Raw genomic sequence first — 25,648 nt, 5'->3', positions numbered from 1 at the left:
CGGATCCTCCTGATCAACGACGACCGCCAGCCTGGCGCTGTCCGCCGGACTGACGTTGCGGTGCCTGCCGCTGCGAAGACTGACGTTGCGACGACTGACGCTGCGCCTGCTGTCCGGACGACCGCGACGATGACGAACGTCGCGCTGACGCATCGCTCGCCTGCCCGCGCTGTGCCGACGCACGCGACTCCTGCGGCCTGCTCGCACCGGCGAAGGCGTTGTCGCTAGGCGACTGCCGTGTCTGCTGTTGTCGCGCGGCCGAGTGTGCCTGCGTATTACTCTGCGACTGCTTGTGCCGCGGCGGGGCCTGCGACCTGTTCTGCGCGCCGTCCCGCGACTGTGGCCGCTGCGCGCTCGCCTGCGCACGGTCCCGCGCTTGATCACGACCCGCAGTTTGCGCGCGATCGGCCTGCGCACGGTCGCGTGTCTGCGCCTGCGCACGATCGCGGGCCTGGTCTCGACTGGCGGCTTGTGCGCGATCGTTCGTTGCCGCCTGTGCACGGTTACGAGCTTCCTGATTGGTCCGCGCAGGCGAGTCGACGCCGCGCTTTTCCATCGAGGCCCGCGCCTGCTCGCGCGACTGCGTGCGTTGCGCATCTTCGCCGCGATACTCCGCACGGCGATCCGCACCGTCGAGACGCTGGCTGTTGTTCTGCCGGTCGTACTGGTCACGGTACGGCACACCGTCACGATTGGCGGCGTTGTGGTTCCATGTGTTCTGGTTCGCGTTGATCTGACGATTGCTGTTGATGTTGTTATAGCGATTGACGTTGACGTTGATGTCGTTGTTGTTCCAGTTCATGCCGCCCCACAGCGAATCGGCAACGGCAAGCCCGACGCCGAACATCATCCCGGTCGCCAGCGCACCGCCCATCGGGTAATAGTTCGCCGGCGGCGGGTAGTAGGTCGGTGGATACGCGGGGTAGTCCCACGCGCCGTACGCGGTGTTCGGGTCGTAACTCGGTACGTACACCGTCTGCGGGTCGGACGATTCGATGACGATGTTGTCGCTCATCACCGGCGCCGGCGCCGTCTCGTAGCCACCCATTGCGTCGCCGGCCGGCGCAGCGGCCGCGACGGGCGCCGCCTGCGCGCTCGCGGCAACCGGTTGTGAGCTCACCTTCTGATATTTGTTCGAATCCAGCGTGCCGTTCGCCTTGGCCTTGTGGCGCAGCTGCTGGATCGCGTCCATCACGTCATCGGGTTGCGCGAGGAATGCGTCGCCGAGACGCTGCACCCACGGTCCCTGGGCGCCCATCGCCGCGAGCACCTGCGGGAACGCGGCGAGCGATTGCACGCTGGGATCCCACGGCTGGCTTCCGACCTGCTTCACCGCATCGTCGCCCTTTGCATCCGGATGCGCTTTCGACCACGCCGCGGCATCGGCGACATCGCCGGGATATGTCGCCGCCATCAGCACCTGCGCCACCAACGCATCGGGATACAGCGCGATCGGCGCAACCATCTGCATCAGCTCGGGCGCAGTGAAGATGACTTCCTTCGGCCGCGCAGCCGGTGCGGATGCAGGCGTCGGGGCTGCGGGCGCGGCGGCAGTCGCCGTCGTTGCAGGCGTCGCCGCAGCAGGCGCTTTGTCGCGCGAGCAACTCGTGGTCAGCAGCAAAGCCGCGGACACCACGCAAACGAGGGGAATGCGCATGACATCTCCCGCTGAGCAAGCAATCGAAAGGTCGACAAGCGCCGACCCCGTTCCTTAATCGCTACAGCGCGCGGCTGCCAGCCCGAACGAACGGACTACCCGCGCCGAGCGCCAGACGTCGAAACGCTGGCGCCCGCTTCGTGCGTGATGCTCAGTCGTAGCCCCACACCTTCAGTGTGGCGGTCGGTGCATTGCCGACGATCTTGTAGTGCACGGTGACGGACTTCAGCCGACCCTTGCGACCCGGTGCGTCTTTCGCTGCGCTCTGTCCGCCAGCCTTCAGCGTGCCGACATTAGTCATCGTGTCATCGGGGCGATTGTCCCAATGCAACATCAGCGAGGTGATCTGCACATCGGCGCCTTCCGCCGACAACTTCACCTGCTTGACGTCCTTCTTCCAACGCCCGGCCTCGCTCTTGATCTCGACGCTCGCATCCGTCGCATTGACCGCGTGTTGGCCGAGCACGAACCAGTCATCCGCCTGCGCAGTGCTCGCGCTGCCGATAAACAACACGGTGGCGACTGCGAAGGACGACATCAGCGCTTGCGTGTTCGTCTTCATTGACTTTCCTCTCCAACATTCCTGGCGATTCCAGGAGCGATGCCCGGCGACCGATGCGATTCGCGTTGCGGGCAGCGGCGAGATCGGACGTTGAAGCGTCCGCACCGCAAGCGAGCAGGCTAGACCTCGATTTGTAATTGCAAGGTCAGTGCGAGGTGCGTTGCAGCTAACGAAGAAATCACGATCGACGCAAGCGAACACGAGCTTGTTGTTGTACCTGTGCGGATGTGTTCGCTGCCACGCTCGAGTCCGCAAACACGCGCGGCGAACCACGCGTCTATGATCGGGTTCCCTTGGGAGAACCGCCATGCCGCAGTATCTGATCGAGCGTGAAATTCCCGGCGCAGGCAACATGTCGGGCGAGCAGCTTCGCGATGCATCGAAGCACTCCAACGGTGTGCTGGCTGAGCTCGGTCCGGACATCGAATGGGTCAACAGCTACGTCGCCGGCGACAAGATCTATTGCGTCTACAACGCGCCCAGCGAAGACCTGATTCGCTCGCACGCCGACAAGTCGGGGTTTCCTGCCAATCGGATCACGCCGGTGTCGGCGGTGATCAGTCCGGCTACCGCGAGCGCCTAGGCAGCGGTCCGCTTGACCGGGCAAAGCCGAGCCCCGCTGCACGGAGCGGGCTCGAATCGGCCGACGTCGAACATTGGCCGAGACAGCCGATCACGTCGGGAAGGTCGATGTGATCAGCAACGCCGCGAGCGCGTTGTTCAGTGCGTGCAATGCGATGGACGGCCCGATCGATCCGGTGCGCTTCACCAGCCAGCCCGAAGCGAGCCCGAGCACGAAGTAGAAGAGGAAGCGCGGCGGGTCGCCATGGCCGAGTGCGAACGCAGCGGCCTGGACCGTGTTCGCCCAGCCGAAGCTGATGTGTCGCGACAAACCGCCGAGCAGCATTCCGCGGAACACGAATTCCTCGACGATCGGCGCCAGCACGGCCATCACCAGCAGCGTCAGCGGAAGTCCATAGGCCTGCATTCCGCCTGCGGCCAGCGCTTCGACCGCACGCGTCTGCGCAGTCGGAGCGCCGCCGCCCATCGCCGCATGCCACACGCCGATCGCGGCGCCCGTTCCGAATGCTAGCGCCCACGCAGCCGGCACGCGCCACCGTGCGGCGCGCCACGCAGCGCGATCGCCGAACAACTGCACGCGCGGAATGCCGCGCGCCAAGGGCAGCAGGCAGAGCAGCGATGCGAGCATCCCGACGAACACCGTGCGGAACATCGCGCGTTCGGCGTCGGGCCCCACGGCGCTCAGGTCGAGAAAGCCCTTCGGCGCAACAACCAGCGCAGCCAGCAGCGGCACGATGAGGAACAGTGCCGCCGCGATCCACGCGCGCCGCAGCCCCGACGGGAACACCGCGATGCCGGCGCGTCCGTTCAAACGACGCATGAGCCCGCGATAGTGCGCAGGCACCAGCACCAGCCCTGGCAGCAGCGCGATCAACGCGACGAGTAGCGCGACGCCCAAGACGCCCGGCCACATGGACGGCCTCAGCAGCGACGACGGCATCGCATGCGCGAGCGTCGCGAACCGCTGCGTCGCCGTGCGGATGTTCTGGACGTCAGCGAAGTGCACCGCAGCTGCGGCGGTGCGCGCGTCACCGAGTGCGATCGCGGTATCGAAACGCGCCTGTTGCACGCTGGCGTAATCGCCCTCGGCCTTGTCCAGCTCGCGCTTGGCGGCGCGTGCATCGCCGGCGCGCAGGTAGGCGCGCGCTGCGATGTCGGGCGAAACCGCGTCATCCGGCGCGTGGTAGCGGCCGAGTTCGCGCAGTGCAGCGCGGTGATCCGGAAGTGCGAGCGCCGCCGTGATGCGTCGCTCCGCGGACCACGACCCCTTGGCCGGCGGCGCCGATGTCAGAAGGCGCTCGGCTTCGGCATAGCGCTTGTGCTCGACGAGGTAGTCGATCGCGGGCGCGACGTGCTCCTCGTCGCCGAGCTGCACGGCCTGCAGGGCGAGTTCGCCCGCGCGCTTCGTGTCGTGCTGACTTGCGTAAGCCGATGACAGCTTCGCGTACAGATCGCGACGCAATGCCGGCGGCCACGTCGCGGCCTGCTTCGACAGCGCTTCGCCACGCTCGACGGCCTCTTTGCCCCACAGGCGCTGCATCGCGAACAGCTGCACCGCCGGCGCGCTGCTCCAGCGCGTTTCGACGTCCGACTGGCATTGATCGAAATCGTCGACCGCGGATTCGATCCATGTCCCACTTTCGTCGTCGGTGAACTGGTCGATGAAGCGACAGCGATCGAGCGCGAGATCGACGTCGGTCGGCGCCGCCGCGGATGCGCGATCGAAGGTCGCGAGCACCGCTCGATATTCGGAGAGCTTCTTGGCCTCGACCTGCTGCACGCCGGCTTCGGGCGTCGGCGGCGCGTCTACCGCGGCCCACGCCGTGTTCGTTCCCATCAGCAGGACGGCCGCGACCAGGCGCAGCCCATAGCACCACTTCATTCGTGTATCCCCCGGCGCCGGCGCACCGCGCGGCGTGGCCCATTGTGCCGGAGGGCGCGCCGGACAGCGCTGCCCTGCGTGCCACGTCACGGTCTGGGCGCGTTCGCCGAAAAGCCTGATTGACGCCGCTCCGAGCCGCCGCCCAGACTCGCCGCCGGGGATAACGGTTCAAACAGGGGAACACAAATGGCTGCTCGCACCGCCGCGCTGGTCACAGCGCTTCTCGTCGCCGTGTCGGCTGCACCGGCCGCGGCCGCCGATCGCGAAGTCGAGACCTTGTACAAGAAGACGCTCGACATGCACGGCTGCAGCGAACAATTCGCGACGGACGACGTCGTCGAACGTTGCCGGCAGGTCATCGCCGCGTACCGCGCGGCCGAAGCGGCGAGCGACGCGACGTCGGACGATCACGCATTCCTTGCGGCGAAACGCCTGCAGTACCAAGCGACGCTGGTGGGCGTGCTACGCACCGAATCGGATGATCGCGACGCGGCGCGCAAGGAACTCGATGCCGCGTTGCAGGAACTGGACGTGCTCGCGCCCGACAAGGCGAGTGCCTTCGTGCGCGTGCAGACGCTTGACCTGCAACGCCAGGCCGCGCTGCTGGAACTCGATGGCGGCAGCCCCGAACGCGCGGACGCGGCGATCAGGAACTACCGCGAGTACGCGCAGGGTTTCCTGTCGGTGGTCGATCAGTTTCGCGACAACAAGAAGGCGATGAACCAGCAGCGCGTGAATGCGGTCGACGCCGCCAACTTCGAGATGGAGCTGGGCGATCACTACGCCAAGATGCTCGAAGACGGCGACGCCACCAACAAGGACGAGATACGTCGCAAAGCCGTCGAGGCCTACGAAACAGCGCGCCAGTGGGCGATCGCCCGCGCGAACAACGACTGGAACGGATTCGCGCAGAAGACGCCAGCGGCGATGTACAGCGACGCGTCGCTCGCGCTCGCACAGCTCGCGCACGAGGTGAACGACACCACCGCGTTGGCCACCTACGTCAGCGAGGCCAAGGCCGTCGCGTGCACCGAGATCGACGCGGGTAACGGCTACGACGACAGTGAGCTCAAGAACCGCTGCCTTCGCACCATGCTGATGGAAGGCTGGGTGACTGGCGTCAACCAGGCGCTGATGCGGAAGATTTCCGCCGACAACGAAGCGCGGCTGCAGGCGGTCATCGATACGCTCCGCAAGAAGGACTGACGCGCAGTCCGCCGGCGCGATCGATCGTCGCGCCAACCCTCACGTCACCCGCTCGCCTTCCGCGACGCGAGCGGGTGTGACGTCGTCGGCCATGTCGCGAATGCTGAGCCGCCAACGCCCGGCCTCGCGACGCAGCCGCAGGTCGCGATGCTTCATCAGGTATGCGAGCGCGATCCCGGCGGCCGCGATGCCCGACAGCGCACCGACGCCCATCGCCCAGCGCGCGCCGAATCGGTCGGCCACCCAGCCCACCAGCGGCGCTCCGATCGGCGTGCCGCCCATGACGACGGCGATGCGCAGCGCCAGCACGCGCCCACGCATGCCACGCTCGGTGGTGAGCTGCATCATCGAATTGCTGGCCGTCATGAACGTCAGGGCAGCCAGCCCGACGACGACCAGCATCAGTGCGAACAACCATGGGCCCGGCATGACGGCGGCGAACAACGCGGCGATGCCGAACACCGCCGCGGAGCCGCCCATCAGCCGCATTCCCGGAACCGGACGTCGCGCCGACAGCAACGCGCCTCCCATCGTCCCCACCGCCATTGCGGACGTGAGCAGGCCGTACTGGCTGGCGTCGCCATGGAACACGGTGACCGACATCGTCGAAACGAAGATCGCGAAGTTGAAGCCGAACGTACCGATCAGCGCGAGCATGCCGAGCACCGCCATCAGATCGGGTCGCTGCCGGACATAGCGGAAGCCCTCGAGCATGCCGCCGCGCGCGCGATCGGAGCGCGCTTCGCCGTACAGCTCGCGCACGCGTAGGCAGAACAGCGAGATCAGGACGGCCGCGTATGACGCCGCGTTGATCACGAACAACCAGCCCTCGCCCACCGCCGCGATCAGCAGGCCCGCCACCGCCGGCCCAACCATGCGTGCGCCGTTGAATGACGTCGAGTTGAGTGCGACGGCGTTGGCCACGTATTCGTCGCTGACCAGGTCCGACACGAATGTCTGCCGCGCAGGCGCGTCGAACGCCGTGACGCAGCCGAGCAGCAGCGCAAAGCCGTACACGTGCCAGAGCTGCACGACGCCGGTGAGCGTGACGGCGCCTAGCCCGAGTGCGAGCAGTCCTGAGAGCGCCTGTGTCCACATCAGCAGCTTGCGGCGGTCCACGTTGTCGGCCGCCCACCCGGTCAGCGGCAGCAGGAGCAGCGGCGGCCCGAATTGCAGCGCCATCACCCAGCCCACCGCCGTCGCGCTGTGGTGCGTCAGCACCGTGAGCACCAGCCAGTCCTGCCCCACGCGTTGCATCCACGTGCCGACGTTGGACACCAGCGCGCCCGCGGCCCAGACGCGGTAGTTGTAGATCCGGAGGGAGGAAAACGTGCCGCTCATTGAGCGGCGCAGGTTAACGGGGTGCGGTTGTCGGCGACGTCAATGCGCCTGCACGACGTCGCACACTGCCCAGGCTTTGAAGCGGCTACAGCACTGGACTGCGCATCGGCGCGTGTTGCTGGGCGAGCTGCTCAGCGACCAGCGTCCGGGATTCGATGGCCTGCGCCGCCTGCCGGCTGCTCGCGTCGAGCGGCTGATTGACCGCGCGCGCGACCTCGATAGCCGTCGAGATGCGATTCGTCGCGGGGTCGTCGATACCTCGCATGTACTGGACCGCCTGCACGTGCACGCGATCGCGCCCGATTTCGACGCGATCGACATGCGTCAGCCCCGAACGTGCCGCTTCCGCGGCGGTGAGACCTGCCAGCGCGATCGTATGCGCGCCACCCGGAATACCCATGCGGCGATCGAGTTCCTGCACCGCGCTGAGCGATTGGCGATACAGATCATGCGCGGGGTGCGTGCTGCTCGCCATGGTGCGGTCTTCCGCTGCGAGTCGTGCTTGTGTGTGCGCGTCCAGATGGCCAGTCGCCGGCAAGCCGTGGTCGCGTTGGAATTGCTGCAGGGCGTGGCGTGAGTGCGCACCCAGAGCGCCATCGACCTGCACCGATCGGCCATCTGCGCCTGTGTAGCCCAGATGGGCCAGCGCCGACTGCGCGCCTCGTGTGTCACTGGCTCTCGCCGTTGCCTGCGCGTTGCTGCCGTGTAGAAGATCCGAGGCCGTGCGCTGCGGGTGCGTCCCATGGGTTGGGTCGACCACGGGCGGAACAGGCGCTACTGGCGCGTGCCGCTGATGGGGTACATCGCCGGCGCGGGCATGCGCATCGACGTGCAGAAGCGTGGTGCTGCGTCCGTTCTCGGTGAGCACCAGGTCGACGCTGCCGTCGCGCTGCAGCGTACGGCGCAGATGGTCCGGATCGACGTTGCGCCACCGCCCGCCGATGCATGCGACGCCTTGCCCGTTCGCGTTCCAGTGCACGAAGTCGCGCCCCGAAGCGTAGAACCCAGCATGACGCCGGCCGTTGTGCACCGCGGGGTCGCCTTCCGATAGATGACCGCCGCGGTCCAACGCGTGCACGAGGCGCTGCGAGGCCTCGGGAGTGAGAAAGAGCGAGCGAACGGTGTCGTACTGCGGACCGAGTGCCGGGTTTCGCGGGTCTGCATGGGCAGCGACGGGCCCGATGAGCGGATGCGCAACCACTGCGTTCCAGGCGCCCGACAACGGATTGTCGGCTGAGGCCGAACGCAGTGTGTTGAACAGTGCGGCTCCACGAAGCGTGTTGTCCGCGCCGGATTCGATGTAGTCGGGAGTGCCGTTCGCCGCATTACGCATCAGACCGTTGATCGCAGTCTTGACGTCATCGGCTGATGCGAGTTCTCCCGCATCGATGCGCGTCAGCAACCGAGGTACGAACCGATCACCCGACTGGTTCTGCAACTTCACGAACACACTAGCGAGACGCGCCTGATCCTCGTCGGTTGCGTTGCGATAGAGCGGCGTCCGTTCCAGCCGCTCGAGCGCCGAATCGTGGTTGCGGGCCACTGCGTCGACCGCGGTAACGCCCAGAACGTGCTGCGTATCTAGGCTGTGTACGAAGCTGCGCCCTGCGTCGGAAGCGAGAAAACGGTTGATCCGGCTTCGATCGATGTCGTGCGCATGATCGTCTTCCATCGCGTGGCCGTTGCGCTGGAGCGCGCCAAGGGTCGTCGCGTACTCGGCGGAGCTGAGCCGCAACGAGGCACTCTCCGGCTCGCGACCCGCCCACACTTGGTAGGCGTCCAGAAGCTGCGGCGCTACGTCGGGATGCTGGCCGATGTCGACCTGAAGCGTGCCGAAGGAATAGCCACTGTTGCCAACGGGATGCATCAGCCCGTCCCGACCCACGTTGCCAGCAAAGCTCAGGCGATACGACACATCGCGGCCGGCCATGCTCCCTTCCGACGTAACGCCGACCGCGAAGTACGCCAGCGCCTTCAATTCGTTGTCCGTCAGTGGCGTCGAATTGGTCACGGCGCGGCCTCCGCGCCAGCCAGACACGCCTTCACCCAAGGCTGTTCCGCCAGTGCGGTCAGCTGCGTGCCGGGTTCGGCGCTCCGCCGGTAGCGGGCGTTGCACTCGCTGCCAGACGATTCGGCGAGCTTGCCGTCGCACAGTTGCAGCGGCTTGTCGATCGACTGCCAGCCCGACGCGCACTCGGTCTGCGTCTCACTGCCAGGACGCCCGCACACCTGCGTGCGTCGCGCGGTAGTGGCCGACAGTGCCTTGGCCTGCAACCGGCCCTCGTAGTAGTCCGCCGTCGCGACATACGACCACGTCCCGCAGATGCGATCGCCATGCTGGACGAGCACGTAGCGGCTGCAGTCGTCGGGGGAGCCGCCTTCGTCGCAATCTTCCCAGACGCCAGCAAATGAGCCGCCGTCTTCCAGGGGCTTCGACGCGGAAGGAGTAGCTGGCACTGCGGGTCTATCCGCGGTCGCGATGCTGGTCGGCGCAGATGCCGAGGTTTGTGTAGCGACGGGTGCATGGGCGTTGGGTGCCGAGCATGCCGCAAGTCCGATGAGGACCGTCAAGCCGAGCAATCGCATGGAACATCCTTGTTCTGTGTAGACAGAGCGCTTTGTGCCGTAGCCGTCCAACGGATGCAAGCTTTTGCCGAACGTTTTGGTTCGGGAGCGTAACTATCGCCGGCGCGGTGAGGGCTCGCGAACGGTACGCATAAACTGCGCGATGTCCAATGCGGCTCGCGGATGCGTTCGACGCCTTGGACGTGTAGCGAGGCATCAGCGACACCGCGCGTACAGCGGTCTACCTCAGTCGCAACGACTGCGGTGATGTCCATCGTCGACGCGCCCGGGGCTGGGAGACGCGGACAGCTAGGTCCGCCAAGGGGCCCCGCCGCCGCCAAGGCGGGCGTACACAGCGGCGGCGTATCGTGGGGGGGCCCGTCCTGGACCGTCCGCCATGCCTACCGCCACCAGCACCGAGCACGACGTAGCGGCGATCCAGCGGATCGAGTCCATTCCCCGCATCCTGAGGACGGTCGCCGAGATCACCGGCATGCGCTTCGCCGCGGTGGCCCGCGTCACCGACACGCGCTGGACTGCCTGCGCCGTGCTCGACGAACTCGGCTTCGGGCTACAGCCCGGTGGCGATCTCGATCTGACGACCACGATTTGCAACGAGATCCGCGACCACCAGCAGCCCGTGCTGTTCGGGCACGCCAGCGAACATCCCGTTTACTCGCACCACCACACGCCTAAGCTCTACGGGCTCGAGAGCTATGCGTCGGTGCCGATCTTCCGCGGCAGCGGCGAGTTCTTCGGCACGCTGTGCGCAATCGACAGCCGCCCCGCCGATCTCGAATCGCCCGGCCTGTTGAAGACGCTCGAATTATTCGCCCAACTCATCGGCATGCAGCTGGAGCTGATCGACGACCTCGACAGCGCGCACTCGCGGCTGCACGACTCGGAGTTCCGCGAGCAGTTGCTCGCCACCAGCGAGCGCGAGATCCGCGACCTGCTCCAGCCCGTGGTGACGAACCTCTACCTGTTGCAGTCATCGCCGACGTTGGGCGCCGAGGACCGCATGCTGCTGGCCGACATGGACGCCAGCTGCAAGGAAGTCGCACGACTGTTGCGCGAGAAGTTGGACCGCGCGCTGGACGACACGGTGCCGAGCGCGCGCTGAGCGACGCATTCCGAACGCGGGCGCAAACTGATCGTCGTGGTCATTGAGCGCTACCGGACGTCGTGCCACGCTCCGCAACACACATGAAAAAGGCCGCCCGGAGGCGGCCTTTGTGCGACGAGCAGATTATATTTTTGCGCGACGGTTTTCGTCCGACGCGATCCACGCCTTGCACTTGTCGAACTGCTCGACGGCGCCATGCAGCGGAATGTCCTCGACGACCGGCTCGATCTTGTTCGTCGTCAGGACCCTACGCATCACGCGCAGGTTGCCGCCGTTGGCGCGGATCTGCGCAATGAGCCCGTCGACGGTTTTTTGCGGCGTCTCCAGAACTCCGCCATCCAGCGCAGGGTTGGAATCCACCTGCAACTTGAGGTCGAGCGGCATCACGTCCATGCCCTCGACGGACATCAGCGCCAAGCCGCGTTCCAGGTAGAACATCGGATAGAGACCGGGCTTCAACGGGAACACACTGCAGTTGCGTATGTGCCGCGAATCATCATGGCTCGGGTTCGAGGTCCACTCGGGGCTCACGGGCACGCCGGCAGCGCTCGCGTCGGGCGCGGCAGCTTCGCCAGGCGTCGTCTGCGCAAGCGCAATGCAAGGGAGTGCGGTGAACGCGACAACGACGGAGTACAGAGCGGTACGTAAGGTCATGGCAGGCTCGAAGTGGAAAGCGGGGCGCCGGGGATCTCGGCGTGGGTGATTCGAACGAATGGATGAGCAGTTGGGCTTCAGCGGCTGACGTCGGGCGCAACAGGTGCGAACTTCGACAGCTTGTCTCGCAACGGTGCTGACGATTCGTGCCAGTGATTAGGCCAACTATCGTTTATGCGGCCCAAGATTGCCCCTTCGTTCTCGCTACACGACGTCCTAAAAGCTGAAGTGACGCAACAGGATCTGGCGCGCCTCTGGCAGCATCTCGACACATTCCTACTGCCGTCGTAGTCAACAGGGTCGACGATTTGTTGAGTTCGACAGCGCGCTGTCAGCGGTCGGCGTCAATACCAAAAGCCAAAAGCTGCCCTGGCGACCCCGGTTCGACATGGACGAGCGCTTCCGACCCAAAGCGGACATATCGGCTGAGCGTTCTTCTAGCGGTTACGACGCTAAGCGGGCGCGACGCAAGTCACGACGCGCTGTCGCCTGCATTGATTACTCCAAGGCCCCCGTCATGACGCGCTTGGCATTTGGGTAGCCCGGATTGTCGACGGCTTCCTTGCGCTTGCGCTCTAGCATCGAGCGGTCGAGCGACACCATGCAGTCCACCGAGCCTGCGCCCGTCTTCGCTGCGTAAGCGTTTTGCATTGGCGTGATCGGTTGCCCGAACGCGTAATTCACGGGGCCGACCTCCGACACGTAGATGATCGCGCTTGCGCCGTCGTAACCGCCGGGTTTCAGTCCACTACAGAACCCAAAGACCTGCTTGGCCTCTGTCTTGGTCGCGGTGGGAGACGCTACCGCAGCGCGCGCGGTCGCAACCGTCAGTGCGGCCGCTTGTGAGGTCGACGCCCGCTGTTGTTCCGCCGTGCGCTGCTTGGCTGCGTACGCGGCGGCTTCGTCTTCCTGCCGTCGTGTCGCCCCACGCGCATTGTCGACATCGCGACGCCGCTGTGCATTGGCTGCCGCTGCTTCGGAAGCCTGCTGTTGGGAACGGTACTGCGCCTGCACAGAGGCCACGGTACCGTTCAATCGCGCTGTTGAGTCGGCGAGTGACTGCGCAGCGGCGGCGCGCGTCTGCTCCGCAGCGGCTGCATGTTCCATTCGGTAGGCCTCGTCGTCGGCTCTGGAATCCGCTTCCACTTGGCGCTCCTCCTGGAGTCTCAGCTGCTCACTGTCGGAATGCGCGATCACCCGCTGGACCAGCTCTTTGCTGGTTACATCAAACCAGCCGGAAGCAACATAGTCGAGGTCGCCAATCGCACGACGCCTGCCAAGCGTTCTCTTGCCGCCGTTCTGGAAGTACACGATGCTCGTCGCCGTTACGCTGGGCTTGAAGGTCAAGGTGATGTAGCCCCCGGGCACGTCATATTCGAGAACAAGCGCACCCGGGACGCGCGGGTCGCTGTAGTAGCCGTCGAGGGGATCATTCGCCGGCGCGCTCGGCGAGCCTACAAAGTAGGCGACGCGATTGGACGATCCGGTGTGCCAGGTTTCCAGCAGTTCCAGGCTCCCGGGCGCGCTGCCGGGACGAAGCACGATTCGACCCAGGTCGCCTCCCGCTAACAGCCCGAGCCGAAGTACGAGTCGATCCCCCTCGCGGTACACCTCGAGGGTTTGCCCAACCTGATCGCCACGGTTGCCAGCAAAGGATCTGCCGACGCGTGCGTCGAGCCAACCGAAACTGGCCGGCGTCGCCGGCGCGACCGGAGGTGTTGCCGCGCGGGTTGGTGCCGAGGCAGTCGCTTGCTTTGGCGAGGCAACGGTGGCGGCAACGGCGCTCGTCCCTGCACCGATGAGCTGCGGATCGTCGAGACGGACAACCAGCGACGTCGGCTCGACCGCGCCGTTCTTCTCGCGCACGTTTTCGTAGACGATCTTGTCGTCGTCAATGCGCACGCGATAGGGATTGCCCGCCATACGCAGGAGCAGGCCGTTGCCCTCCGGCACCCACACGACTGAACCGTCCTTCTGGACCGTGCCGGTGAACAGGTGGCGACCTTTGACAAAGCGGGCAATCTTTCCGCCGCTGAGCGGTACCAGCCGATCACTGCCCAGGTAGCCTTGGTCCTCGACGATCGCTTGTCGATCTTCGTCCCACCGCCACTCATAGGAAAGCTTCGGTTTGTTACTCGTCGCGCGCGTTCCAGCCAAGCGCGCGTAGACACCCCACACCTCGGGATCGGCGGCTTGAGCGGCCACCAAGGGCGGCGCGGTTACGAGGGCGGCTAGCAGCAGCCCGGTCGCATACGATTTCATGGAAGTCCCCTTGTTCGGGGCACGTTATGCCACCGTCGCCGGCAGAAATAAATCGACGTGATCGTCGCTTTCGACGCGTGCTGGCGTGAGGGTCAGCTCCTGACATCGGGCGACACAGACAGCGACGTCACGCGCCAGCGGTGGACTTGCTGGTGCGCCACCGTTCCAGTCAACGCTGACCAGCCCGCCGGCGCTGATTAGCCAATGTCCGCTTCTGGCCGAAAGCCGACATCGGGCGACGGACGAATCGTGCGGGGCCGGGAACGCGGGCGATCGGATCACGTCCCCAGGTCCAGATGCGTCAGGTACAGGCGCATGTCCAACTCGAGCTGGTGGTAGTCGGGCGCCATATGTGTGCACAGTCGGTAGAAGGCCCTGTCGTGCTCGGGCTCTTTCAGATGCGCCAGCTCATGCACGGCGATCATCTTCAGAAATTCGGCCGGCGCGTCGCGAAACACGGTCGCGATGCGAATTTCGCGACTCGCCTTCAGCCGGCCACCCTGCACGCGGGAAATACTCGTATGGGTGCCCAACGCGTGTTTCATGACCTGCAGCTTGTTGTCGTAGACGACCTTGGCGAGTGGAACCGACTGGCGTAGATGCCGCTCCTTGAGGGCCTGCACATAATCGTAGAGCTGGCCGTCCGTACGCACGGAGTGCAGTTCGTCGTATCGGGCTTTCAGCACATCGCCCAGCCGCCCCTGCTCGATGAGCTCATTCACGCGCGCGAGCACGTGCAGTGGGTAGCCGCCAAGGTATTTCAACGGTTGCATCGGGCGCGGCGGAAAGTCGTCATGGACCGCGAGTATGGCGAAGCGCTTCGTCTGTAGACCGAAGGCCAGCGCGCGTGCGTAGCCACGAACAAGCGGCCGTTTGCATCAAGCGGCGCTAGGCGCGGGTCGGCGGTCGACGCTCGTGTATATGCCCACACGTAGGTGCTGCGCGGCACCGCGTCGATGCCCTCGAGGCCAAACACATCGGCGGATGCACCGGCCACTAACGAGCAGGCCCAATGCGCTCCAGCATGCGCAGCAACGTCGGCATGTCGGCGGGTTTGACCAAGTGCTCATCGAACCCTGACGCGCGTGAGATGACGCGGTCGTGTGGCTGGCCATAACCGGTAAGTGCAATGAGCGTGGCGTGTTGCGCCGCGGCGAGCTGCCGGAGTTGCGAGGCCAGTTCGTAACCGGTGATGTCCGGAAGACCAATGTCGAGAATGCAGACATCCCACCCGGGCCCGACCTGCGCGGCGGCGAGCGCTGCCTCACCCGTCTGGGCTGTCGCGACAACGTGCCCGCTCAATTCGAGCACGTCCGCCAGCGTCTTGAGGGCGTCCGCGTTGTCGTCGACGACAAGAATGCGTAACGCGACGGCGGGTAACGCAGTGTCGCCCGCGGCTTGCGGTACCAACGCGTCCTCGACAAGAGGCAGGGTGACCGCAAACGTCGCACCCTTCTGCAGGCCGGCGCTACGCGCGCGGACTTCACCGCCGTGGAGCTGGACCAGGCTTCGCACCAGCGAGAGGCCGATGCCGAGCCCGCCCTGGCTGCGGTCAGGCGTGCGCTCGGCCTGCGTAAAGAGGTCGAACACCCTGTCCAGCATTCCGGCCTCGATGCCGACGCCGTTGTCGCTGACGGTCAGGCACGCACATCCATCGTCTGCCGCGAGCCGAACTTCAATGACGCCGCCTTGTGGCGTGTACTTCGCTGAATTGTTGATCAGGTTGGAAACGACCTGCACGAGCCGATGGAAGTCGCCGCGCACGATGAACTGCCCCGTGCCGATGCTGGTGTGGAGTTCATGCCGGCGCGATTGGAGGAGCGGTTGCGCCTGTTCGATCGCCGTCGACACCACCGCCCGAAGATCGACCGGCACCCGCTCGAGCTCGACGAGGCCACGCGTTACCCGCGAGACGTCGAGCAGATCATCGACGAGGCGCGTCATATGGCGGACCTGGCGCGAAATCACTTCGCTCGCCTCACGGATCGGGCGCGAGTCACCTGCCGAGAGCTTCAGGATGTGCGACGCGGTATTGATGGGTGCCAAGGGGTTGCGAAGCTCATGCGCAAGCATCGCGAGGAATTCGTCCTTGCGCTGATCCGCTTCGCGCAGCGCATCGAGCATCTGCTTGCGCTCGGTGATGTCCACGCTGGTGCCGACAAGCCCCATCACCTCGCCGGCGGTATCGCGCAGGGGCGCCTTTGTAGACCACCAGATCGTGGTCACGCCGTCGGGCCGGTGTATCGGCTCTTCCTGCTGCCGTGTCGTGCCTGACGCCATGACCTCGCGGTCGCATTCCATCAGCGCTTCAGCTTCCGTCGCGTTGGCCAGAACTTCGGTGTCGGTGCGCCCGATCAGTTCGTCGGGCGTACGCCCCATCGCTTCAGCAGCGCCGCGATTAGCCAACAGATAGCGCCCGCTTCGATCCTTCGCATACACGGCGCCCGGAACAGCACTGATGAACGTGGAAAGCAGGGCGGACGTGCGATCACGCTCTTCTTCGATACGCCGGCGGTCCTCGACGTCCATCAGCACGCCCGGAAAGCGCACCGGGGTGCCCGAGCTATCGAGCTCCACGCTGCCCGCAGCTTCGACCCATCGGTAGGTGCCATCGCGCAAGACGCGGTATTGGCAGCGATACCGATTGCCGAGGTCGAGGGCGTCCGTGATTGCCGACTGGACGCGCGCTTGGTCGTCGGGGTGAATCGTTGCAAACGCCGTTTCGATGGGTACGCCGGACGCCACTGCCGCAGGGTCGAGACCGAAGTTCACCGCGAATCGCTCGTCGCCTAGAACACGATTGGACTGTACGTCCCACATCCACGTGCCGAGGATCGCACCCGCGTCCAGTGCGAGCTGCACGCGCTCAAGAGCAGCGTCCGCGTCGGCCTGGAGCTGTTTGCGACGCGTCACGTCGCGGAACAGAGCTGCTAAGCCATCGCCGACCGGAAAGCATCGGACCTCATACCACTTCTCGCGACCGTCGGGATATCGGTACAAATGCTCGAGCGACCGTGGCTGCCGGTCAGCCAAGGAGTCGCGATACATCTGACCGATCGTTCCTTCGAAAGTTCCGGGAAAGAGCTCCCAATGGTTGGCGCCTATCATCTGCTTGCGTTCGAGATGCACCATCGCCGTAGTCGCTTCGTTGACCTCAACGATGCTGAACTCTCGGTCGAACAGGGTGAATCCTTCATCCATGTTTTCGAGCACGCTTCGATAGCGCGCTTCACTCGTCGCCAATCGGCGCTCGGCAAGGATCTGCGCGGTGATCTCGTTGCAGGCGCAGAAGAATCCCCCGACGTCCCCTGACTCGGCGCGCACCGGTGCGTAGAAGAATGAGAAGTGCGCCTCTTCGCGATAGCCGTGGCGCTCCATCCACAGTTCGATGTCGTCCATCTGACTGGGCTCGCCGCGATAGGCTGCCTCGACGATCGGCTGCAGATCGGCGCGGATCTCGGACCAGACTTCCAGGAAGTCGCACGCCAGCGCATCCGGGTGCTTGTTCCCGAGGATCTCGCCGTATGCATCGTTGTAGAGAAGTGTGCGCGCCTCTCCCCACACGATGAACATCGGCTGGTTGGACGCAAGCATGATCGGCACAAGCGTTTTGAGCGCCGTGTCCCACTGCTCCGGTGGCCCGATCGGCGACGTCGACCACGCGAACGCGCGGTGGCGCTCCGCCATGGCGTTGCCACCGGAAAAAAGGAAGGGAACTCGCTTCATGCAGCCGGCCTCTGTAGAACGTTGATGGTAGCCACATGGCGTGCACGCGCCGAGCAGGAGCGTCCTTGGGACCGTTTCCGCGAGGTCACGGCGCAAACACCAGCGCGTCTTTATGGTGCGACCACTGCGTCCGCTTCCAGCGCTTTCTGGCGCTCGCCCGGCACTCGTGTCCGGCTGCTGATCCAGCACAAGGCTTCCCTTCGTCAGCGATTCCACAGGTCGCCAGAAATGCCGATTCTCACCGTCCTTCATGCCCGAGTTGATGCTTGGGCGGACCTCAGTGCTTCGGCTGTGAAGACCCGCGACGCGCTTCAGATGCTGGTCGACTACCCGCATCCGATTACCGAATATCGGTTCGAGGACGAACTGCGCGAGCGGCTCGCCGTGGCAGATGCCGATGTCACCTTCTTTCGCGATCGGCTCGACCAAGCAAAGCGCCAGTACGCAACGGCCGAACGCGCACTATCTGCTCCTGCGGCGGCGGCCCACGCCGGCCCCGGCCGTTAGTGCGCAGCGGGACGCTACCGTCTAAAAGAGGTTCGCGGCGCTCGTGGCGAAACCATACCCATGCCCGATCCGCCCGGCCTGCTTGCCTGAGCGGACTGGCCACCAGCATGGTTCTCTAGCCAATCCGTCGTTGCGATGGGCAGCGCCGCAGAACTCCTGTCGTCGGCTTATGGTTGACAGCCGACGTTCACACCCGAGGGCGCCGCGCCGGCACACTATCCGCGGCAACGATGGGCAGGGGCTTTGCAGTGTCGGCGCAGGACCAAAATGGGGACGGGCTGCTCTCGCGGGCGGAGCTGGAGATCGAACTCGCTCGCCTCGTGCTGGCGGTGGAGCGGAAGCACCCCGTTGCTGAAGGCGAGGCTCCGGTGTCGGAAGCATTCGCGACCTGGTTCGAATCGACGTCGGTCGACCTGCTCGGTCGCGTCGGTCCGGAGATGCGGCCGTTCTGCCTCGAGCGCCTGCAGCAGATCGCCCAAAGCAATGCCGGGCTCTCACTCGTCAAGCTCGACCTGGAGGCGGCAGACGTCAGCTTCGCGCCTTCCGCAGACGTGGACGGCTCGAACGGCGCGCCCTGATCGGTGCTGGGAACGGCGCCGTTGTTGCAACCCTGACCCTACGAAGCTACGCCGCGCCCGACGCCAGTGGTATTGCGGCCGGGGTACCGGCTCGTCGCGGTGTTCGTCAGGTCGATCCGACTCTAGCTAGGCAGACATTCCTGCCGCGCCATGCGCCACGGCCGACAGCCAAAACGCGCATGCAAGGTGCGTAGCGTTTTAGCTAACTAGCCGATCTCTTTGAGGTCTGAAGAACCGACTTCCTCAGAATCGACGCCTTGAAACTTCCGGCGCCAAGCTCAGTTCAGGACCGCAAGTTGATCAACCCGATGCGTCCGCGTTTTTCGGCTCATCGCGGATTACGCGCAGCCGCAGCCGCGGCCTGCAGCACACGCACGTACGCATCGCGCTTCCTGTCCGCATGACTTACGGCGTTCTCCAATCCCTCGACATACGCCGCGATCAACGACTGTGCGTTGTACTGGTCGCGCAGCTCGTTCATCGTGCTGGTCACGGCGTCGCGCACGTGCCAGTCCACGTTGATGCCCTTCTCGGCCTGGTTGGCGAGGTCGACGACGCGCAGCAGATGCGGCGTTACGAGACCAACGACGGTGGCAGTCATTGCTTCATCCATGTTCCCGACTCGCGCAAAGGGTAACGCGGCTCGCCGACCATGGGTGCGGAAACAAGTCGCAATCTGCAATCCGTTGCCCGGTCCCACTGCGTCGCGATACTTGGGTCGGCCGCGCGGAGCCCCGACGAACGCCCCAGCCTGCAAGCGCTCAAACCTATAATGCTGTGCGCGTACAGGGGCTGTCCGCGCTGCCATTCATGACCTCGCATGCGCCCTTCTGCGGCGATGCCGTCGTGCACTTACGTTCAACTCAGGACTCAACATGCTCAGCAAACGGATTCGCACGGTCGCCGCAGCGACGCTTCTGGTTCTTACGGGCGCGGCCCATGCCGAGGTGCTCACGTTCCACTTCACCGGCACGGTAACGGAGACGCTCGATGCGTCGGTAACGCCAGTGGGCTCGCACGTCGAGGGCAGCTTCAGCTACGACGACGACACTGCGGCGGGCATCAACCTGCCGGGCTACGCCGCCTACCAGCCCGCCTCCTTCATGGCCGGCACGGTAAACGGGCACTCGGTGGTCTCGGACGAGCTCGGCGTCGAGGTGTTCGACAACTCCGCCGGTAACGTCGAGGACGTGGTGGTCCTGTCGGGCCATTCGATCATGGTCGACGACGCGCTCTACGTGGACGGCTCGTTCGGGCTCAGCCTCGCCAGCGCGGCAGGCAATACGGACGTGCTGCACGGCACGGGCCTGCCTTCCTTCTACCCCCTTGCCGACTTCGACGGCAACGCGAACGGCCAGCAGGTCACCTATGGCTGGGTGCAGAAGGACGGCTCGCAGACGGGGCTGATCGCCCATTTCCGCATCGACTCGATCAAGGGGGGCCACGAGCCATGCACCAACCCGCACGGCAAGCCTAAGAAGTGCAAAAAGGCCAAGCCGACCCGGTGATCGCCAGCCGCCGCTCGCGGTGAGCGCATCGACTTATGAGGAGACGGGTTCGAACGAACCCGTCTTTTTTGTTGGAACCGCCGCGACAGGAAGAACAAAACCTGATCCCATTCGTTGCGTTTCCAACACCGCGCCTTTCAGCGGCCTGCGTGTCGCGACCGTCGCCCATCGCCGCCTTGCGCACTCGCGCGGCTTTCGGCGAATTCCGGGAAGGTCTCGGCGATCGTCTGCTTGTCGGGAAGGATGTAGAACAGTCCCCCCTTCTCGAACGTCGGCTTGACGACAGCGTCGTAAAACTCCGGCGAGACGTTGATGCAGCCGTGCGTGACGCGGTTGTCGTCCGGCGTCGGCGATGCAAGGCGTTCGGCGCGCTTCTCGGCCGGCACGTTGGTCGCCGTGGGATGGATGGAGACTGCGGAGTCGTAGTCGACCCAGAGCACGCGGCCCGCGTCGATCGACGGGCCGAAACCGCCGACGAAGCGACCTGCAGGTGTCGTGCGATCACGGCCGGGAATTTCGCGAAGCGCGAGGCCAGCGACGCCGGGAGCGGAATGATCACCGGTTGCCGAGCCCAGGAGCGCAGGTGCTGCACCGCGAAGGCGACCGTCGCCACCGAATACAAGAATCTGCGCGGCGGCCTTGTCGATCACCGCGAATGGATAGCCCTGGCTGTCCTTGCTTGCGACAACCCAACCCGCAAGGTCGGTCACGGTGCTGGATACATCTTGTCCGGGCGGAAGCTGGTCCGTGGCGTCGGCCGGTGGCGCGTCGGCCTCCTTGGCGTTGACCACGCCTGAACTCGCGAAGGCCAACGACAGTGCCAGCGCAACGCCCCGGATTGCAGGGTGAGTGCAGGTACGGATGGGACGACTCCTTGGAACGGACAGCAGGTAAGAATTAGGGAGCCCGGTGGCCAGCGAAGGCCACCGGGCGTACTTCAGGTCGTTCGTTGCGAATGCTGCAAGAGCGACTTAACCGCGCGGCTTGCGACGCGGCGCCGCTTCCAGCTGCTGGACGCGACCTTCGATCTGATCGAGCCGCTGGTTCGCGCGCGTTGCGGACTGATTAGCGGCTTCGGCGCTCTGTGCTGCGCCCTGCACCCGCGTATCGAGCTGATCGAGGCGCGAATTGATTCGCGCGAAATCGTCGTCGTACGTAGCGCAGGCACTAAGGCCGATGGTTGCAACGATCGCCACGCCAAGCGTGCGTGCGATCGACAGATGTTGCTTGGACAGATTCATGCCAATCCTCCTTCCTTTGGGGGTAGCCGGAATATAGCGGCCTTTGCGCCGCGGTCAGGGGCGCGCATACAGCTGGCGTTCGCGCATGTAGACGGCTTGTGAAATATGGCAACCGGTCGTCAGGGCATGCATCGCGGCAAGCGGATCAACATTCCTCGGAGGCAGCGGACTCATCCATCGAGTGCTTGCTCGTCTGGCAGTCGATCCACATCGACGACGTACAACAGCTCCCGGGATACGACGGCTAGCGCACGTAATGAACCGCAACGGATGACGAGCCGATGCCGTGGAAATGCCCATGGGTGACGCGTGATCTACAAGTCGCGCCGCCGTTTGGTTTGTGCAGACCGTCGACCACACTCCAACCTCGCGCTACAGGACATCGACTCCGACTCCTGCTTCGGTGCGGGGTGAAATCGAACCTGACCCATTTCTTGAGTGGAAAGCGCACGCCGGCGGCGGTTTCACTTGAGGCGCTCGCCCAGTTCACGGCGCAACTCGTCAATGCTCCGCGTGCCGCCGAACAGCTTGATCAGACCGTAGCCTGCGAAGTCCTTGCTGTGGCGAAGAAGCGGCACCTGCCCGACTCTTCGCGACACCTTTCTCGATGGCGCAACGCAACGGCGCTCATCACCTCACGCGGGCCACCAGCGGCCGCCACGCGCCCACAAGCAATGCAGCTGCCAGCGGCAACGCCACCGCATGCCCCATCAACATCGCGCCGGGATTCGTCAGTGCGTTGAATACCAATGCGCCCTGCACGCTCACGTAGGCGCACGCGATCAGCACCAGCTCGAACGGCCGCGGGTTGCGGAACAGCGCGCCGAGCGCAAGGCCCCATAGCGCGATGGAGACGCCGGCCACCGCCACGGCGAGCGCCGCCATCGGCTGTTGCACGCCCAGGCGCAGCAGCGCAGGCAACGTCACCAGCCACGCCATGCCGATGCCCACCACCACGCGCGCGGCGAGCAAACGGTTGCGCATGTTCGATGCCGTGAACACCAGCGCGCCGGTGCGGGTGTCGTGTTCGCGCAGCACGGCGCGTGAGAACAGCTCCATCGACAGCAGCCAGCCGGCGAGGATCGCGGCCACCAGCCCGAGGTCCTTCGCGAACACCTGCGCGATGAAGATGCCGAGCATCGCGACGAACCACAGGCGGCGACGCGGCCGCAGTGCGAGCCGTACTTCCGCGCTGACCAGCGCGCCGAAGCGGCTCCAGCCCAGTGGGGTCATCAGACCGTCGAGCCAGCGCAGGCTGCGGCCGTCGGTCGAGCGCGAACGCGCACTGCCTCGTCGTGCGGCGCAGCGATCGAGCAGCGGCGTCGCGGCGAGCAGCACAATTACGGCCAGCGCGAGCCAGAAGCCGCGCGCGGCCAGCACGTCCATGCCCACGTCCCAATGCGTCCAGTCGAACAGCACCAGCGGCTTGCCCTGCAGCGACTCGCCGCCGATGCTCACGCCGCTCTTGGCGAAGCCAGTGGGCAGGCCCGCGCCGCGCTTGAGCGACTGCTCGACCGCGAGCAGCCCCTGTGGGTCCCCGGGCCAGCTGCCCGAGCCGCGCGCGACGTTGCCGGTCATCACGAAGATCCACACGAAGAAGTACGCCACGTTGCCGGCGCTGCGGCGCAGCCACGGCAGCAGGTCGAACCACACCGCGCAGGTGGCGCTGAAGGCGAACGCCGGCAGCGCGACGATCACGACGGGCTTGAGCAGTTCGACGACATCCAGATGCGGCACTTCGCCGCGCACGAACTGCGCCACCACACCCACCACCACGCCGAACGCCAGCATCAGCGCGAACACGGCGATGTGGCTCAGCCACTTCGCGAACAGGTAGCCCGCGCGGTTCATCGGCGTGGACACCAGCAACTGCCACGTTCCGGTGTCGAAGTCGCGCACCACCGTGCCGCGCACCACGTAGAAACCGATCAGCGAGAGCAACCCGCCGTAGACCAGCGAGATCACCAGGCCGATCCACGCGCTCGAGTAATGCGCGCGTGCACCCGCACCGAACCACACGGTGAGGTAGCCGGCATCCGCAGGCGGGAAGCTCCACCACGTCGCCAGCGCCAGCGCGCCCAGCACCACCCACGTGCGTGGTGTGCGCAGGCGTTGGCGCAGGTCGGCCATGCAGATCGCAGCGACGATCCGCAGCGCGTTCATGCCGCCAGCTCCGCGCGGTGCAGGCGCCACAGGTAGGCGTCTTCGAGGTCAGGCGCGATCGCCGTTGCGTCGTCCGACGGCATGCGTTCGCCGACCACACGGATCTCCACGCCATCGGCACGTCGCTGTGCCCGGCTGATGCGGTGCGCGACGCGCATCTCGGCCAGGCGATCCGACGGTACCGTCCACGACCAGACGTGCCCCTGCGCATCGGCCATCAATGCTTCGGGCGTGCCGTGGAAGCGCAGTTGCCCGCCGACCAGCACCGCGAGGTCACCAGCGCTGGCCTCGATGTCCGAGACGATGTGCGTCGACAGGATCACCAGCCGGTCCGCCGCCAGTTCGGCGAGCAGATGGCGGAAGCGCATGCGCTCGTCGGGGTCGAGGCCGACGGTGGGCTCGTCGACGATCAGCAGGCGCGGGTCGTTGAGCAGCGCCTGCGCGATGCCCACGCGCTGGCGCATGCCGCCGGAGAACCCGCCCAGGCGGCGGTCGGCCACGTCGGTCAGCCCGACCTTGTCCAGGCACTGCGCCACGCGCTCGCCCACCCCGCGCGAGGGCAGGCCCTTCACTGCGGCGAGGAAGGCGAGGAATTCCCGCGCCGACAGGGCGTCGTACACACCGAAATCCTGCGGCAGGTAGCCCAGCTCGGCGCGCAGCGCGTCGGGCGACTTCGCGATGTCATCGCCGCGCCACGTCACCCGGCCGCTGCTCGCGCGCGCCAGCGTGGCCAGCACGCGCATCAGGCTCGACTTGCCGGCGCCGTTCGGCCCCAACAGGCCCACCACGCCCGCGCCCAGCCGCATGGCCACCCCGTCCACCGCGCGGTGCCCGCCCGGATAGGCGAACCCGACCGACTCCATCACCAGTTCGACGCCCATCCCTGCACTCCCCACCCAGATTGTGTTGGTAGTGTAGTGAGGTAGTACACCTAACGTACCGTGCCGATGGTCAGGGGATCAGCCCCGGTTGCGGCGGCCGCCGCGGGGCCGCCAGTGTTCGGGCGCCGACGCCCGAAACGTCGATCGCGAGGCTTTTGACCTCGTGCGCGAGGCCCGTAGCGTCGCGCATGAGGTCGCGAGCGCGGCGTTCGACGCCTCCGGCGTGGAGCTCGACGTTGGCGGCGTCGCGCATGGGCTCGGCGACTTCGCGTTCGAGGTCGCGACCGTGGAGCTCGACGTCGGCAACGTGGCGCGCGAGGCAACGAACCTCCCGCATGAGGCGCGGGACGTCGCGCGCCCGGTTCGCGATGCGCCCCCGAGTCATGGACGACATCGAGCGCGACACCGCTCACAGCCACGCGTCGCCGCCCTGCCCACACAACGAAAAGGCCGCCCCGAAGGCGGCCTTTTGTTTCCCACGCGACGCGACTCAGGCCGGTTCGGCGACCTTTCGCGTGGAGCGCTTGAACCGCCCGCCCAGCTCGCGACGCAGCTCGTCGAGGCCCTGCGCGCCGCCGGACAGCTTGATCAGGCCGTAGCCCTCCAGCGCGAAGTCCATGGCGTCGCTGCCGAGCGCGGCGACCGTGTCGTCCACGCGCGAGGTGAGGCGCTGCAGGCGCTCTAGGATCGGGCGCAGGCGGTCGTGCGCTTCGAGGTCGGCCTTGGCCTCGGCAACGTTCATGCTGGGCGGCACGATCTTCGGGTTCTCGTCGAGCACGCGCAGCGTTTGACGAGCGAACGATTCGGACTTCGGGCCCATGATCATCAGGCCGCGCCGGTCGGCGGGATCGAGCGAGATCAAACCCGGCAACGCGGCCTCGATCTGGTCGAGCGCGGCGCGCACGGTTTCCAACTGCTGATACGACACTTCGAGCGTAATCAGGTTCTGCGACACGTCCATCTCCTTATGTTTCCCTGTGTGCAAACGCGACTTATGTCCGCGCGTCCTTACTCCGCCGGGTCCGTGGCGTGGGTCCGTGCCGAGGGCGACGGAGCGGCGTCGAGTGTGTCAGAGGCCTCGCACCCGGGCAAAGCAGGGGTAAGTTCGAACCGGCGCCACTCAACATCGGCACATCGTCTATCCTACTGTTGGTTTGACACGTTACACCTCCGCTAGTATCCTTTCGTTTCGGCACCTTGATGAGGT

23 protein-coding genes are annotated in these 25,648 nt (G+C 65.7%); 5 read left to right on the top strand and 18 right to left on the bottom strand.

Translation table 11 applies throughout. The features are described from left to right. Window positions 1–13 precede the first annotated feature (13 nt). Both ACVWZN_RS02535 and ACVWZN_RS02530 read right to left on the bottom strand, forming a co-directional pair. Window positions 14–1,657: a DUF3300 domain-containing protein gene (locus ACVWZN_RS02535; protein WP_456952476.1), complete on the bottom strand. Its 1,644-nt coding sequence runs from the start codon at window positions 1,655–1,657 to the stop codon at window positions 14–16. Window positions 1,658–1,808: 151 nt separating this feature from the next. Next, a complete protein-coding gene (locus ACVWZN_RS02530) occupies window positions 1,809–2,219 on the bottom strand; it encodes a DUF2541 family protein (protein WP_456952475.1) in 411 nt (136 codons plus the stop codon). A gap of 307 nt (window positions 2,220–2,526) precedes the next feature. On the opposite strand from ACVWZN_RS02530, the gene ACVWZN_RS02525 reads away from it, so the two are divergent. After that, the gene (locus tag ACVWZN_RS02525; protein ID WP_456952474.1) at window positions 2,527–2,802 is read left to right on the top strand and encodes a DUF4242 domain-containing protein; all 276 of its coding nucleotides are present in this window, start codon (window positions 2,527–2,529) and stop codon (window positions 2,800–2,802) included. A gap of 90 nt (window positions 2,803–2,892) precedes the next feature. Here ACVWZN_RS02525 and ACVWZN_RS02520 read toward each other — a convergent pair whose 3' ends face one another. Further along, window positions 2,893–4,683, bottom strand: a complete 1,791-nt coding sequence (locus ACVWZN_RS02520) for a CPBP family glutamic-type intramembrane protease (RefSeq protein ID WP_456952473.1) — start codon at window positions 4,681–4,683, stop codon at window positions 2,893–2,895. 186 nt (window positions 4,684–4,869) lie between these two features. Between ACVWZN_RS02520 and ACVWZN_RS02515 the strand changes: the two genes are divergently transcribed. After that, window positions 4,870–5,889 carry a hypothetical protein gene (locus tag ACVWZN_RS02515; RefSeq protein WP_456952472.1) on the top strand — a complete coding sequence of 340 codons (1,020 nt, stop codon included), beginning with the start codon at window positions 4,870–4,872 and terminating at the stop codon, window positions 5,887–5,889. Window positions 5,890–5,928: 39 nt separating this feature from the next. On the opposite strand, the gene ACVWZN_RS02510 is transcribed toward ACVWZN_RS02515, so the two are convergent. The 3 genes from ACVWZN_RS02510 to ACVWZN_RS02500 all read right to left on the bottom strand — a co-directional run bounded on the left by ACVWZN_RS02510 (window position 5,929) and on the right by ACVWZN_RS02500 (window position 9,816). Next, window positions 5,929–7,230 (bottom strand): MFS transporter, encoded by a 1,302-nt coding sequence (locus tag ACVWZN_RS02510; RefSeq protein WP_456952471.1) that lies wholly within the window; start codon window positions 7,228–7,230, stop codon window positions 5,929–5,931. 85 nt (window positions 7,231–7,315) lie between these two features. Next, window positions 7,316–9,241 carry an XVIPCD domain-containing protein gene (locus ACVWZN_RS02505; protein ID WP_456952470.1) on the bottom strand — a complete coding sequence of 642 codons (1,926 nt, stop codon included), beginning with the start codon at window positions 9,239–9,241 and terminating at the stop codon, window positions 7,316–7,318. Next, entirely contained in the window at window positions 9,238–9,816 is a 579-nt protein-coding gene (locus tag ACVWZN_RS02500; protein ID WP_456952469.1) for a hypothetical protein, read from the bottom strand. The genes ACVWZN_RS02505 and ACVWZN_RS02500 overlap by 4 nt, the downstream gene beginning before the upstream one ends. 376 nt (window positions 9,817–10,192) lie before the next feature. Between ACVWZN_RS02500 and ACVWZN_RS02495 the strand changes: the two genes are divergently transcribed. Continuing rightward, on the top strand, window positions 10,193–10,918 hold the full coding sequence (locus ACVWZN_RS02495; RefSeq protein ID WP_456952468.1) for a GAF domain-containing protein: 726 nt from the start codon (window positions 10,193–10,195) through the stop codon (window positions 10,916–10,918). Window positions 10,919–11,044: 126 nt separating this feature from the next. Here the strand turns inward: ACVWZN_RS02495 and ACVWZN_RS02490 are convergent, their stop codons facing one another. The 4 genes from ACVWZN_RS02490 to ACVWZN_RS02475 form a co-directional block, all read right to left on the bottom strand. Continuing rightward, window positions 11,045–11,458 carry a hypothetical protein gene (locus ACVWZN_RS02490; protein ID WP_456952467.1) on the bottom strand — a complete coding sequence of 138 codons (414 nt, stop codon included), beginning with the start codon at window positions 11,456–11,458 and terminating at the stop codon, window positions 11,045–11,047. Window positions 11,459–12,073: 615 nt separating this feature from the next. Continuing rightward, a complete protein-coding gene (locus tag ACVWZN_RS02485) occupies window positions 12,074–13,837 on the bottom strand; it encodes a hypothetical protein (protein WP_456952466.1) in 1,764 nt (587 codons plus the stop codon). A gap of 278 nt (window positions 13,838–14,115) precedes the next feature. Beyond that, window positions 14,116–14,610: a YgjP-like metallopeptidase domain-containing protein gene (locus tag ACVWZN_RS02480; protein ID WP_456952465.1), complete on the bottom strand. Its 495-nt coding sequence runs from the start codon at window positions 14,608–14,610 to the stop codon at window positions 14,116–14,118. Window positions 14,611–14,833: 223 nt separating this feature from the next. Continuing rightward, complete coding sequence (locus tag ACVWZN_RS02475; protein ID WP_456952464.1) at window positions 14,834–17,992, bottom strand: PAS domain-containing protein; 3,159 nt, start codon at window positions 17,990–17,992, stop codon at window positions 14,834–14,836. 326 nt (window positions 17,993–18,318) lie between these two features. Here ACVWZN_RS02475 and ACVWZN_RS02470 point away from each other — a divergent pair, with 326 nt between their 5' ends. Continuing rightward, entirely contained in the window at window positions 18,319–18,648 is a 330-nt protein-coding gene (locus tag ACVWZN_RS02470; RefSeq protein WP_456952463.1) for a hypothetical protein, read from the top strand. Window positions 18,649–18,976: 328 nt separating this feature from the next. Here ACVWZN_RS02470 and ACVWZN_RS02465 read toward each other — a convergent pair whose 3' ends face one another. Beyond that, window positions 18,977–19,249, bottom strand: a complete 273-nt coding sequence (locus ACVWZN_RS02465; RefSeq protein ID WP_456952462.1) for a hypothetical protein — start codon at window positions 19,247–19,249, stop codon at window positions 18,977–18,979. Between the two features lie 274 nt (window positions 19,250–19,523). Here ACVWZN_RS02465 and ACVWZN_RS02460 point away from each other — a divergent pair, with 274 nt between their 5' ends. Continuing rightward, window positions 19,524–20,156, top strand: a complete 633-nt coding sequence (locus ACVWZN_RS02460; protein ID WP_456952461.1) for a hypothetical protein — start codon at window positions 19,524–19,526, stop codon at window positions 20,154–20,156. Between the two features lie 137 nt (window positions 20,157–20,293). Here the strand turns inward: ACVWZN_RS02460 and ACVWZN_RS02455 are convergent, their stop codons facing one another. The 7 genes from ACVWZN_RS02455 to ACVWZN_RS02425 all read right to left on the bottom strand — a co-directional run bounded on the left by ACVWZN_RS02455 (window position 20,294) and on the right by ACVWZN_RS02425 (window position 25,396). Next, the gene (locus tag ACVWZN_RS02455; protein ID WP_456954690.1) at window positions 20,294–20,974 is read right to left on the bottom strand and encodes a L,D-transpeptidase family protein; all 681 of its coding nucleotides are present in this window, start codon (window positions 20,972–20,974) and stop codon (window positions 20,294–20,296) included. A gap of 153 nt (window positions 20,975–21,127) precedes the next feature. Continuing rightward, complete coding sequence (locus ACVWZN_RS02450; protein ID WP_027082733.1) at window positions 21,128–21,397, bottom strand: membrane protein; 270 nt, start codon at window positions 21,395–21,397, stop codon at window positions 21,128–21,130. Between the two features lie 464 nt (window positions 21,398–21,861). Then, a complete protein-coding gene (locus ACVWZN_RS02445) occupies window positions 21,862–21,996 on the bottom strand; it encodes a hypothetical protein (RefSeq protein ID WP_456952460.1) in 135 nt (44 codons plus the stop codon). A gap of 31 nt (window positions 21,997–22,027) precedes the next feature. Next, on the bottom strand, window positions 22,028–23,560 hold the full coding sequence (locus ACVWZN_RS02440) for an ABC transporter permease subunit (protein WP_456952459.1): 1,533 nt from the start codon (window positions 23,558–23,560) through the stop codon (window positions 22,028–22,030). Then, complete coding sequence (locus ACVWZN_RS02435) at window positions 23,557–24,441, bottom strand: ABC transporter ATP-binding protein (protein ID WP_456952458.1); 885 nt, start codon at window positions 24,439–24,441, stop codon at window positions 23,557–23,559. Before ACVWZN_RS02435 ends, ACVWZN_RS02440 begins: the two co-directional genes overlap by 4 nt. Window positions 24,442–24,511: 70 nt before the next feature. Beyond that, a complete protein-coding gene (locus ACVWZN_RS02430) occupies window positions 24,512–24,847 on the bottom strand; it encodes a hypothetical protein (protein ID WP_456952457.1) in 336 nt (111 codons plus the stop codon). A gap of 84 nt (window positions 24,848–24,931) precedes the next feature. Then, a complete protein-coding gene (locus ACVWZN_RS02425) occupies window positions 24,932–25,396 on the bottom strand; it encodes a hypothetical protein (protein WP_456952456.1) in 465 nt (154 codons plus the stop codon). Window positions 25,397–25,648 lie beyond the last annotated feature (252 nt).

The sequence above is a fragment of the Lysobacter sp. HA35 genome (assembly GCF_054061195.1).
Note: the sequence above shows the minus strand (reverse complement) of the source record. Positions and strands in the feature narration are given on the sequence as shown.